At 64.0% G+C, this 11,101-nt stretch carries 12 protein-coding genes; 9 read left to right on the top strand and 3 right to left on the bottom strand.

From position 1 onward, the window contains the following. Nucleotides 1-445, top strand: a 445-nt coding sequence (locus M0954_RS07540) for a glutamate synthase-related protein (protein ID WP_297352424.1), incomplete at its 5' end; no start/stop codon positions are given. Between the two features lie 71 nt (nt 446-516). On the opposite strand, the gene M0954_RS07535 is transcribed toward M0954_RS07540, so the two are convergent. Beyond that, nucleotides 517-1,137, bottom strand: coding sequence for a glutathione S-transferase C-terminal domain-containing protein (locus M0954_RS07535; RefSeq protein ID WP_123384828.1), 621 nt, complete (start codon nt 1,135-1,137; stop codon nt 517-519). 212 nt (nt 1,138-1,349) lie between these two features. On the opposite strand from M0954_RS07535, the gene M0954_RS07530 reads away from it, so the two are divergent. From M0954_RS07530 to purH, 5 genes are all read left to right on the top strand, one after another. Next, nucleotides 1,350-2,762 carry an aminopeptidase P N-terminal domain-containing protein gene (locus M0954_RS07530; RefSeq protein WP_297352422.1) on the top strand — a complete coding sequence of 471 codons (1,413 nt, stop codon included), beginning with the start codon at nt 1,350-1,352 and terminating at the stop codon, nt 2,760-2,762. 19 nt (nt 2,763-2,781) lie between these two features. Continuing rightward, nucleotides 2,782-4,029: a UbiH/UbiF/VisC/COQ6 family ubiquinone biosynthesis hydroxylase gene (locus M0954_RS07525; protein WP_297352420.1), complete on the top strand. Its 1,248-nt coding sequence runs from the start codon at nt 2,782-2,784 to the stop codon at nt 4,027-4,029. 250 nt (nt 4,030-4,279) lie between these two features. Then, nucleotides 4,280-5,344 carry a tRNA dihydrouridine synthase DusB gene (gene dusB / locus M0954_RS07520; RefSeq protein WP_123384829.1) on the top strand — a complete coding sequence of 355 codons (1,065 nt, stop codon included), beginning with the start codon at nt 4,280-4,282 and terminating at the stop codon, nt 5,342-5,344. Then, entirely contained in the window at nt 5,341-5,574 is a 234-nt protein-coding gene (locus tag M0954_RS07515) for a Fis family transcriptional regulator (RefSeq protein ID WP_007180440.1), read from the top strand. Before dusB ends, M0954_RS07515 begins: the two co-directional genes overlap by 4 nt. Before the next feature lie 58 nt (nt 5,575-5,632). Then, a complete protein-coding gene (purH, locus tag M0954_RS07510; RefSeq protein WP_297352418.1) occupies nt 5,633-7,198 on the top strand; it encodes a bifunctional phosphoribosylaminoimidazolecarboxamide formyltransferase/IMP cyclohydrolase in 1,566 nt (521 codons plus the stop codon). A gap of 166 nt (nt 7,199-7,364) precedes the next feature. On the opposite strand, the gene M0954_RS07505 is transcribed toward purH, so the two are convergent. Next, the gene (locus M0954_RS07505; RefSeq protein ID WP_123385883.1) at nt 7,365-7,604 is read right to left on the bottom strand and encodes a hypothetical protein; all 240 of its coding nucleotides are present in this window, start codon (nt 7,602-7,604) and stop codon (nt 7,365-7,367) included. 157 nt (nt 7,605-7,761) lie between these two features. On the opposite strand from M0954_RS07505, the gene ruvC reads away from it, so the two are divergent. Continuing rightward, nucleotides 7,762-8,304, top strand: a complete 543-nt coding sequence (gene ruvC, locus M0954_RS07500; protein ID WP_123384831.1) for a crossover junction endodeoxyribonuclease RuvC — start codon at nt 7,762-7,764, stop codon at nt 8,302-8,304. A gap of 57 nt (nt 8,305-8,361) precedes the next feature. On the opposite strand, the gene M0954_RS07495 is transcribed toward ruvC, so the two are convergent. Beyond that, nucleotides 8,362-8,997 carry a LysE family translocator gene (locus tag M0954_RS07495; RefSeq protein WP_123384832.1) on the bottom strand — a complete coding sequence of 212 codons (636 nt, stop codon included), beginning with the start codon at nt 8,995-8,997 and terminating at the stop codon, nt 8,362-8,364. 222 nt (nt 8,998-9,219) lie between these two features. Here M0954_RS07495 and ruvA point away from each other — a divergent pair, with 222 nt between their 5' ends. Then, nucleotides 9,220-9,801, top strand: a complete 582-nt coding sequence (gene ruvA, locus M0954_RS07490) for a Holliday junction branch migration protein RuvA (protein ID WP_122152516.1) — start codon at nt 9,220-9,222, stop codon at nt 9,799-9,801. Between the two features lie 181 nt (nt 9,802-9,982). Continuing rightward, nucleotides 9,983-11,047: a Holliday junction branch migration DNA helicase RuvB gene (gene ruvB, locus M0954_RS07485; protein WP_122152517.1), complete on the top strand. Its 1,065-nt coding sequence runs from the start codon at nt 9,983-9,985 to the stop codon at nt 11,045-11,047. The last annotated feature ends 54 nt before the right edge of the window (nt 11,048-11,101 follow it).

Below are 11,101 nucleotides of genomic sequence, written 5' to 3'. Positions count from 1 at the left end.
TTTCGATATCACCAAGACCCTCGCGATCGGCGCCGACTGGGTCAACTCGGCGCGCGGCTTCATGTTCGCGGTGGGTTGCATCCAGGCGCAGACCTGCCACACGGGCCGCTGCCCGACCGGCGTCGCCACCCAGGACCCGGTGCGCCAGCGCGCGCTGGTGGTGCCCGACAAGTCCGACCGCGTGTTCAACTTCCATCACAACACCCTGCACGCGTTGCAGGAAATCATTCAGGCCGCGGGTCTCAAGCATCCGGCGGAACTGCGTGCGCATCACATAGTGCGGCGGGTGTCGTCGCATGAGGTGAGCCTGATGTCGGATCTGCTGAAGTATCTCGAGCCGAACGACCTGCTGAACGGCAAGTACCGCTACTCGATCTACGAGAAGTGGTGGCCGGTGGCGAGCGGCGAGTCGTTCGCGCCGAAGGTTGAACTCGCGGCGACCTGATACCGGATACCTGATACGAACCTGCGGACGAAGGCGGCAAGGCCGCCATCCGTCACGCCAGCGCAGCGCGCTCAGTCCGCAGGAAACGTATCGATAAACGACTGCCGTTGCGACAGCTTCTGGAAGTGCTTGTCGAGATTCGGATAGGCCTCGCGCCAGTTGAGCGCCGGCATGCGGAAATCGAGGTAGCCGAGCGCGCAGCCCATGGCGATATCCGCCAGCGTGTAGCGGCTACCCGCGCACCACGGGTTGCTACCCAGCCCTTGCGACATCGCCACCAGCCCCTCGTCGATCTTGCGTTGCTGGCGTGCGAGCCACGCGTCCGAACGGTGTTCTTCCGCCCGTAGCGTACCCTCGAGCCGGATCAGCACGGCGGCATCCATTGCCCCGTCCGCGAGCGCTTCCCAGCAGCGCACTTCGACGCGCTCGCGCCCCGATGGCGGAATCAGCTTGCCGACCGGCGACAACGTATCCGCGTACTCGCAGATCACACGCGAGTCGAACACCGCCTCGTCGTCGTCCATCACGAGGCACGGCACCTTGCCGATCGGATTGAAGGCATGGATGTTGGTATCCGGCGCCCAGACGTTTTCGAGCACCAGCTTGTAGTCGATCTTCTTTTCGGCGAACACGATCCGCGCCTTGCGGACAAACGGGCTGCCGAGCGAACCGATGAGTTTCATCATCACCATTTGCCTTTTCTGGAATTGGGCGGAAGTATACGTTGGTTGACCGCGATACAGACGACCGCTTCCCATCTTCTGGAGTAGCGGCCGCCGGACCTGTGGACGGATTGCAACATTGCCGTGTGCCGCGCCGGACGTCTATCTGGCCAGATGGCCAGGGGATGTGCGCCGCGATCCCCGCCCACGATCCTGGCCTAATTGGGCGCTACAATCTCACCATGAACCAGCCGAACGAACCCACTCTCGCCATCGACGTTTACCGCAAGCGCCGCGAGCGCGTGCTCGCCGCGCTGCGCGCGGCAGGCGGCGGCGTCGCCATCGTCCCCACCGCGCCGGAAGTGGTGCGCAACCGGGACGCCGATTATCCGTACCGGCACGACAGCTACTTCTACTACCTGACCGGCTTCACCGAGCCGCAAGGCCTGCTCGTGCTCGACGCCAGCGCAGGCGGGAGCGGACCGGCTTCGATCCTGTTCTGCCGCGCCAAGAACGAAGAGCGCGAGATCTGGGACGGCTTCCGCTTCGGTCCCGAGGCCGCCCGCGAGGCGTTCGGCTTCGACGCGGCATTTGCCGTCGAAGATATCGAAAGCCAGATGCCGCTGATCCTAGCCGACAAGCCCGCGCTGCACTACGCGCTTGGCAGCTCGGCGGAGCTGGACGAAAAGGTGCGCCGCTGGCTCGACGCGGTGCGTGGCAAAGCCCGCAGCGGCGTCGCCGCGCCGGTTGCCGCGCATGACCTGCTACCGCTGCTCGACGAGATGCGCCTCTTCAAGGACAGCCACGAACTGTCGATCATGCGTCGTGCCGGCCAAATCTCGGCACAGGCGCATCGCCGCGCGATGGCCGCGTCGTTTGCCGGCGTGCGGGAGTACGAGCTCGAGGCCGAACTGCTGTACACGTTCCGCAAACATGGTGCGCAAGGGCCGGCATACGGCTCGATCGTCGCTGCGGGCGGCAACGCCTGCGTGCTGCATTACGCGGCCGGCAACACGATTGCGCGCGACGGCGACCTGATCCTGATCGACGCCGCTTGCGAGCTGGACGGCTACGCTTCCGATATCACGCGCACGTTCCCGGCGAACGGCCGCTTTACGCCAGCGCAGCGCGAGCTGTACGACATCGTGCTCGCCTCGCAGGAGGCCGCCATCGCCGCCACCCGGCCCGGCGCCACCTTCGACGATCCGCATAACGCCGCGCTGCGCGTGTTGTCGCAAGGTCTGCTCGACACGGGCATCGTCGACCGGGGACTCTTCTCGTCCGTCGACGATATGATCGTGGAGCGCGCCTACGCGCCGTTCTACATGCACCGTACCAGCCACTGGATCGGTATGGACGTACACGACTGCGGCGACTATCGCGAACGCGGCGCACCGCGCGACGCGCAAGGCGCGCTGCCGTCACGCACCTTGCATGCGTCGATGGCGCTGACGATCGAACCGGGTCTCTACATTCGCCCCACGGAAAACGTCCCCGAGCGCTACTGGCATATCGGCATCCGCATCGAGGACGACGCTGTCGTCACACCGAACGGCTGCGAACTGTTGACGCGCGACGTGCCGGTCAAGGCCGACGAGATCGAGGCGCTGATGCAGGAAGCGCAGGCGTCGGCCAGCGCCACACGCGCGGTTTGAACGGACGGACTGATCGCTCATGAACGACGCTTCTCGACCGGCCGGCGTTGTGCAAGCCGGCGCACAAGACGCCACTGGCGCCGCTGATTCTGCTGAAGCGTCATTCGATTTCGACGTGACGATCGTCGGCGCGGGACCGGTCGGGCTCACGTTGGCCGGCTGGCTCGCGCGACGCAGTGCGACCCAGGGCCTGTCGATCGCGCTGATCGACGCACGCAAGCCGGAAGACGCTTTGCGCGATCCACGCGCGATCGCCGTATCACAAGGCAGCCGGATGATTCTGGAGCCGCTGCGTTGGCCTTCGGACGCGACCGCTATTCATCACATCCACGTGTCGCAGCGCGGACATTTCGGCCGCACGCTGATCGACCACACCGAGCACGGCTTGCCCGCGCTTGGGTATGTGCTGCGCTATGGCTCGATCGTGCAGTCGCTCGCCGAGGCGGTGCGGCCAACGTCCGTGCACTGGTTCCAGTCGACCTCCGCCCAGACACCGGTTCAGGAAGAAGACGGCGTGACGCTGCCGGTGGAAACCGAACACGGCTCGCGCACGCTGCGCACCCGTATTCTGGTGAACGCCGAAGGTGGGCTGTTTCAGGAGCAACAGAAACGCGGCGGCACCGGCGGCACGCGTGACTACGGTCAGACGGCGCTCGTCGGCACGGTCACGGTATCGAGGCCACGTCCGCACGTCGCGTGGGAACGTTTCACCGACCAGGGGCCGATTGCGCTGCTGCCGACCGGCGGCGCGCGCGACGCCGACTACGCGCTGGTCTGGTGCTGCGCCCCGGAGGAAGCGGCCCGCCGCGCGCAGTTGCCCGATGACGCGTTTCTGCGCGAACTCGGCACCGCGTTTGGCGACCGGATGGGACGCTTCACGCAGATCAAAGGCCGCGCTGCGTTCCCGCTCGGCCTGAACGCACTCGATACGCTCGTCAAGGGCCGGATCGCGGCGATCGGCAATGCAGCGCAGACGCTGCATCCGGTAGCGGGCCAAGGGTTGAACCTGGGACTACGCGACGCGCATGCGCTCGCCGACGCGCTCTCCCAACACGGTGCGACACCGCTCGCACTAGCGTTGTTCGCCCAGCGCCGTGCGCTCGACCGGCGCCTGACGATCCGCTCCACCGACACGCTCGCACGCCTCTTCACGGTCGACTTCCCGGCCCTCGGCGCGCTGCGCGGGCTCGCACTGACGGCGCTCGAATTCGTGCCGCCGGTCAAGACCGCGCTGGCACGGCAAATGATGTTCGGACAGCGCCGCTAGACGGTTCACGAATCGCATCGCACGGGGTTCGTGCGCCGACCCAGTGCATCGGCGCGCACCGCTGCCCGCTTCGGGTGATCCGATTCGCGTTCCGCGGGTCTATGAACCCGGGCACTTTCATAGAAGATTTAATGGCTTAGGACCGTCTCAAGTCCGGTGGCGGGAATCCGTTAACGCTAAAATAGCCGTTTTCCCTCGTGATCTGCGACCGTTTCCCATCGCTTCGATGTGCCGCGGCTGCGCCCCTGTCATGCCTACTCTCGGCTCCCACAATCTGCGCAACAACCTGTTCGTCGCCCCCATGGCGGGTGTGACCGACCGGCCGTTCCGCCAGCTCTGCAAGCGGCTGGGCGCGGGCTATGCCGTGTCGGAGATGGTCGCGTCGAACGCGCAGTTGTGGAAAAGCGAAAAAACCATGCGCCGCGCCAACCACACGGGCGAGGTCGAGCCGATCGCCGTGCAGATCGCCGGCGCCGATCCGGCCATGATGGCCGAGGCGGCCCGCTACAACGTCGCCAATGGCGCGCAGATCATCGACATCAACATGGGCTGCCCGGCCAAGAAGGTGTGCAACGTGGCGGCCGGTTCCGCGCTGCTGCAGAACGAGCCGCTCGTGCAGCGCATCGTCGAGGCGGTGGTGGGGGCGGTGGGCGTGGGTCCTGACGCGGTGCCCGTAACGCTGAAAATCCGCACCGGCTGGAACCGCGACAACAAGAATGCTTTGAGCGTGGCGCGTCTGGCCGAAGACGCCGGCATTTCGATGCTGACCGTGCACGGCCGCACCCGCGCCGACCTGTATCACGGCGACGCAGAATACGAAACCATCGCCGCAGTGAAGGCCGCGGTGCGCATCCCGGTAGTCGCCAACGGCGACATCACCTCGCCGCACAAGGCTCGCCAGGTGCTCGCCGCTACCGGCGCCGACGCCATCATGATCGGCCGTGCGGCGCAGGGCCGTCCGTGGCTGTTCCGCGAGATCCAGCATTTCCTGCAAACCGGCGAGCTGTTGCCGCCACCGCGCATCGACGAGATCCAGCAGGTCATGAACGAGCATCTCGAAGATCACTACGCGTTCTACGGCGAATTTACCGGCGTGCGCACGGCACGCAAGCACATCGGCTGGTACACTCGCGGCCTTTCTGGCGCCAATGTGTTCCGTCACCGCATGAATACGCTGGACACGACGCGCGAACAACTACTCGCCGTCAACGAGTTCTTCGACGCCCAAAAGGCGTTCTCCGACCGCCTCGTCTACGTGGAAGAGGATGTCAACCCGAACGGCGAGCCGGACCAATCCGACCGACTAGCAGCATGAGCAAGAACAATATCGAACAATCAGTCCGCGACAGCCTGGGTATGTACTTCCAGGACCTCGACGGCTCCAATCCGCACGACGTCTACGACATGGTTATTTCGTGTGTCGAAAAACCGTTGCTCGAGGTGGTGCTCGAGCAGGCCGGCGGCAATCAGTCGCTGGCCGCCGAGTATCTCGGCATTAACCGCAATACGCTGCGCAAGAAGCTGCAACAGCACGGTTTGCTGTAGCTCATTGTAGTTGTCTGGCGCCCCTGCCACCTCCTCCTTCGGCTTCTCATTCTTCATCATGATCAAGCAAGCGCTCATCTCCGTTTCCGACAAGTCCGGCATCGTCGATTTCGCCAAATCGCTGTCGGACCTCGGCGTCAAGATCCTGTCCACCGGCGGCACCGCGAAACTGCTCGCGGACGCGGGTTTGCCCGTTACCGAAGTAGCCGACTACACGGGCTTCCCGGAAATGCTCGACGGTCGCGTGAAAACGCTGCATCCGAAGGTGCACGGCGGCATCCTCGCGCGCCGCGACCTGCCGGAGCACATGGCAGCGCTTGCAAAGCACGACATTCCGACCATCGACCTGCTGGTCGTGAATCTGTACCCGTTCGTGCAGACGGTGGCGAAGGAAGAGTGCTCGCTGGAAGACGCGATCGAGAACATCGATATCGGCGGCCCGACCATGCTGCGCTCGGCGGCGAAGAATCATCGTGATGTGACGGTGGTGGTCGACCCGGCGGATTACGCGGTGGTGCTCGAAGAAATGCGCGCGAACGGTAATGCCGTGAGCTACAAAACCAACTTCGGCCTGGCGACCAAAGTGTTCGCGCACACCGCGCAGTACGACGGCGCGATCACGAACTATCTGACGAGCCTGACCGAAGAGCTGCAGCATTCGTCGCGCAACACCTATCCGGCTACGTTCAATCTGGCGTTCGACAAGGTGCAGGATCTGCGCTACGGAGAAAACCCGCATCAGAGCGCTGCGTTCTATCGCGACCTGTCGGTGCCGGCCGGCGCGCTGGCGAACTACGAGCAGCTGCAAGGCAAGGAGCTCTCTTATAACAACATCGCCGATTCCGATGCGGCGTGGGAATGCGTGAAGACGTTCGACGTGCCGGCCTGCGTGATCGTCAAGCACGCGAATCCGTGCGGCGTAGCCGTGGGCGCGGATGCGAGCGAAGCGTACGCAAAGGCGCTGCAGACCGATCCGACCTCGGCGTTCGGCGGCATCATCGCCTTTAACCGTGAAGTGGACGAAGCAACGGCACAGGCAGTGGCCAAGCAGTTCGTCGAAGTGCTGATTGCGCCTTCGTTCAGCGTGGCCGCGCGTCAGGTGTTCGAAGCGAAGAAGAATGTGCGTCTGCTCGAAATCGCACTAGGCGATGGTCATAACGCGTTCGACCTGAAGCGCGTCGGCGGCGGTCTGCTGGTGCAATCGCTCGATTCGCACAATGTGCAACCGCATGAACTGCGCGTCGTCACGAAGCGTCATCCGACGCCGAAGGAAATGGACGATCTGCTGTTCGCGTGGCGCGTGGCGAAGTACGTGAAGTCGAATGCGATCGTGTTCTGCGGCAACGGCATGACGCTTGGCGTCGGCGCAGGCCAGATGAGCCGTGTGGACTCGGCACGGATTGCGAGTATCAAGGCGCAGAACGCGGGTTTGACGCTGGCGGGCTCCGCCGTGGCGTCGGATGCGTTCTTCCCGTTCCGCGACGGCCTCGACGTGGTGGTCGCAGCGGGTGCGACCGCCGTGATCCAGCCGGGCGGTTCGATGCGCGACGATGAAGTGGTCGCGGCAGCCGATGAGCAGAATATCGCGATGGTGTTGACGGGTGTGCGGCACTTCCGGCATTGATTGATTAATTGATTTGAGCGCGGTCTAGCGGGGGTTGCGCGGCGGTTCTGAAGCTAGCGCGTTACGTTAGGTTCAACAGCGTGAGAAAAAACGGCCCAGCAGATTTTTCTGCCGGGCCGTTTTGTTTCCGTGCGCGATTTTTTGCGCCGAAGCGCGCCGCCTAATCCTAATCGTCTGGTTTTTTCTTGGCGTACCCGGCGCTCACATCGGCGTGAGTGCTGATGTACGTGCTCAGTCCCTTCCCATAGCAGGCCAATCGCGTCATCTCGGCCACATGATCCGGCCCGACGCTCGCCTCGGTGTACCAGTAGATCACGCCGGAGCTGAAGCGAACCGCGATACAGCCGTCACCGAGCGCGTAAGCCTCGACGCCAGAGTCACCGCTTAGATTTCGATAGCGTTCCACGTTTGCACGTCCCGGTTGCTGCAAATCTCGCCGTTGTTCAGCTTGCCACGTTGCGGACAATCCAGCAGCCTATTTATTCCTGTCTCCGCAGCTTGCGCACGCCGCCGGGCCGCTGGTTCGTTGTAGTATCGCAAGCACTTGGTTCACAGCGTATCTCATGAGAATTCTCGGCATCGACCCCGGCTTGCGTGTGACCGGCTTCGGCGTGATCGACCAAAACGGTCACAAGCTCACTTACGTGGCAAGCGGCGTCATCAAAACGGCTGACGCCGACCTCCCATCGCGCCTGGGCACGATTTTCGAAGGCATTTCGACGCTGATCCGCCAGCACGCCCCCGATCAATCCGCGATCGAAAAGGTGTTCGTCAACGTCAACCCGCAATCCACGCTCCTGCTCGGGCAGGCGCGCGGCGCCGCGATCTGCGGGCTGGTGGCCGGCGGTGTGCCGGTGGCCGAGTACACCGCGCTGCAGTTGAAGCAGGCGGTGGTGGGCTATGGCCGCGCAACCAAGGAGCAGATGCAGCAGATGGTGGTGCGTCTGTTGAGCCTCTCTGGCGTGCCAGGCACGGACGCCGCCGATGCGCTCGGGATGGCGATCTGTCATGCGCATGGGGGCAGCACGCTTAGCACGCTAGGCGCCATTGCGCCCTCGCTGGCAAAGAAGGGGCTGAGGGTGCGGCGTGGGCGGCTGGTGGGTTAGAACGGCCACCGCCTCTTGATGTGCGGCACCCCAATCCTCGCGGCTCGCGCGTCGCTCTCAGCGACGATTTGCCAACGCCAACCGGCAAGCCAGACCCGCAAACACGGAGCCTAATAAATATTGCGGCAAGCGAGACGGCTTCCGACGCCCAGCCGTCACCCTTTGGCTCAGCTTGCTCGCAGTCAGGATCACGGCGCCGTTCACACACAAGCCGATCAAATTCAACACCGTCGCCAGAACCAGAATCTGCCCCGCCACCGATCCCGCGTCGGGGCGCACAAATTGAGGAAACAGCGCCAGCACGAACAGCGCCATTTTCGGGTTGAGGAGATTGGTGAAGAGCCCCTGCCGGAAGATCCTTGCCGCCGGATAGCGGTTCATGGACGAACTCGGCGACAGCACGGTTGCCTCGGCACGAAAGGTTTTCCAGGCCAGGTACAGCAGGTAGCCGGCGCCCGCGAAGCGCACCACGTTGTAGGCCATCGGCACGGCAAGAAAAAGCTGTGACAGACCGAAGGCCGCGGCTAACGCATGGCAGTAGGTGCCGACCTGAATGCCGGCGAGCGATGCAAATCCCGCAGCGCGCCCCTGGCTGACGCTGCGCGAGGCGATCAAAAGCATGTCGGGACCGGGTGTAGCGGTGAGCGCGAGGCACGCGCCGGCGAAGAGAGTGAGCGTGGCGAAACTCAGCATGAGATGTCCTTTTGGTTTGGGCCGGGTTGAACCCGACTCGAAGCGTCCAAAAGGGAGGTCAGTGTATTTGACGCTCTGAGGCGGGTCAATGCGTCCAACCAGGGCGCCGCGACGCATGTCCTTGGCTCATACTGCCTCCAATCGCACGCAATGCCCGTTGTGCCCAGCCAGCTGGTGACGTGCTGCGCTACACTCGCCCTTTCTCTCACGATTGAATCCGCCATGATCGGTCGCATTGCCGGCGTCCTGCTGGAAAAAAACCCGCCACACCTGCTCGTCGACTGCAACGGCGTGGGCTATGAAGTCGACGTGCCGATGAGCACGTTTTACAACCTGCCCTCCACCGGCGAACGGGTGGTCCTGCTTACGCAGATGATCGTGCGCGAAGACGCTCACCTGCTGTACGGCTTCGGCTCCGCCGAGGAACGCGCAACGTTCCGAGAACTGCTGAAGATCACCGGCATCGGCGCCCGTATGGCGCTCGCGGTGCTCTCCGGCATGAGCGTGCACGAGCTGGCGCAGACCGTCACGCTGCAGGACGCGGCGCGCCTCACGCGTGTGCCTGGGATCGGCAAGAAGACGGCCGAGCGGCTGCTGCTGGAACTGAAGGGCAAACTCGGCGCCGACCTGGGCTCAATGGCTGGAACGGTGTCTGCGTCCGACCACGCTTCCGATATCCTGAACGCGTTGCTCGCATTGGGTTACTCCGAGAAAGAAGCTTTGGCAGCCGTCAAGAATGTGCCCGCCGGCACCGGTGTGTCCGAGGGGATCAAGCTTGCATTGAAGGCGCTCTCGAAGGGTTGACGGGATTTGCCGCGCCCGGCGCTGCTCGAAGCCGCCAGGCGCGTTGGCCATAAAGCTCGAATCGTCTCTCGGCGAGATGCCTTGCGTGCGACGGGTTAAAGCTTCGCACGCCACGGCCTAAAGCGCACCCTGGGCCGTTCGGCCAGCTTCGGCGGCGAGCCCCACGCGGTACAATGCAAACATGATCGAAACCGACAAACTCGCCGCTGAGCGCATCATCGCTGCCACGCCCGTGTCGCCGAACGAAGAAGCGTTCGAGCGGGCGTTGCGCCCGCGTCAGCTCGACGAGTACGTTGGGCAGGAAAAGGTGCGCGGCCAGCTCGAAATCTTCATCGAGGCCGCCCGGCGCCGCTCCGAATCGCTTGACCACGTTCTGCTGTTCGGACCCCCGGGTCTGGGCAAAACCACGCTCGCGCACATCATCGCGCGGGAAATGGGTGTCAATCTGCGGCAAACGTCCGGGCCAGTGCTTGAGCGCGCGGGCGACCTCGCTGCACTGCTCACCAACCTCGAAAAGAACGACGTCCTGTTCATCGACGAAATCCACCGGCTCTCCCCTGTCGTCGAGGAAATCCTGTACCCGGCGCTCGAGGATTATCAGATCGACATCATGATCGGCGAAGGTCCGGCCGCGCGCAGCGTGAAGCTCGATCTGCAACCGTTCACGCTGGTTGGCGCCACCACGCGAGCCGGCATGCTGACCAACCCCCTGCGGGACCGCTTCGGCATCGTCTCGCGGCTCGAGTTTTACACCGCAGAGGAACTGGCGCGCATCGTTACGCGCTCGGCGTCGCTGCTACAGGCGCAGATTCATCCGGACGGGGCGTTCGAGATCGCGAAGCGCGCCCGCGGCACGCCGCGTATCGCCAACCGTCTGCTGCGCCGTGTGCGCGACTTTGCCGAGGTCAAGGCAGACGGCAACATCACCGCAAACGTGGCCGACGCCGCGCTCAAGATGCTGGATGTGGACCACGTCGGCTTCGATCTGATGGACCGCAAGCTGCTCGAAGCGATCCTGCACAAGTTCGATGGCGGCCCTGTGGGTGTCGACAATCTGGCTGCGGCAATCGGCGAAGAGCGCGACACGATTGAAGACGTGCTGGAGCCGTATCTGATCCAGCAGGGCTTTTTGCAGCGTACGCCGCGTGGCCGCGTCGCCACGTTGCTGACGTATCGCCACTTCGGTCTCGCCGCGCCAGATTCGTCCAGCCCGGTGCGGGATATGTGGGATGCGGGCGCGCCCTGAAAGAGCGAACGTAGCGTCAGAGGACCCGGCGAGGGCATGCAACCAGGTCAGCGC

This window comes from Paraburkholderia sp., from assembly GCF_026225065.1.
In the GTDB taxonomy this organism is placed as follows: Bacteria; Pseudomonadota; Gammaproteobacteria; order Burkholderiales; family Burkholderiaceae; genus Paraburkholderia.
This window is presented reverse-complemented; position numbering and strand designations above follow the sequence as displayed.

What these genes read in the sequence shown, in the direction of transcription:
- M0954_RS07530 (WP_297352422.1), top strand. Translation starts at nt 1,350, where the DNA reads ATGAACCAGCCGAACGAACCCACTCTCGCCATCGACGTTTACCGCAAG.
- purH (WP_297352418.1), top strand. Translation starts at nt 5,633, where the DNA reads ATGATCAAGCAAGCGCTCATCTCCGTTTCCGACAAGTCCGGCATCGTC.
- ruvA (WP_122152516.1), top strand. Translation starts at nt 9,220, where the DNA reads ATGATCGGTCGCATTGCCGGCGTCCTGCTGGAAAAAAACCCGCCACAC.
- M0954_RS07515 (WP_007180440.1), top strand. Translation starts at nt 5,341, where the DNA reads ATGAGCAAGAACAATATCGAACAATCAGTCCGCGACAGCCTGGGTATG.
- M0954_RS07525 (WP_297352420.1), top strand. Translation starts at nt 2,782, where the DNA reads ATGAACGACGCTTCTCGACCGGCCGGCGTTGTGCAAGCCGGCGCACAA.
- ruvB (WP_122152517.1), top strand. Translation starts at nt 9,983, where the DNA reads ATGATCGAAACCGACAAACTCGCCGCTGAGCGCATCATCGCTGCCACG.
- M0954_RS07535 (WP_123384828.1), bottom strand. Translation starts at nt 1,137, where the DNA reads ATGGTGATGATGAAACTCATCGGTTCGCTCGGCAGCCCGTTTGTCCGC.
- ruvC (WP_123384831.1), top strand. Translation starts at nt 7,762, where the DNA reads ATGAGAATTCTCGGCATCGACCCCGGCTTGCGTGTGACCGGCTTCGGC.
- M0954_RS07495 (WP_123384832.1), bottom strand. Translation starts at nt 8,997, where the DNA reads ATGCTGAGTTTCGCCACGCTCACTCTCTTCGCCGGCGCGTGCCTCGCG.
- dusB (WP_123384829.1), top strand. Translation starts at nt 4,280, where the DNA reads ATGCCTACTCTCGGCTCCCACAATCTGCGCAACAACCTGTTCGTCGCC.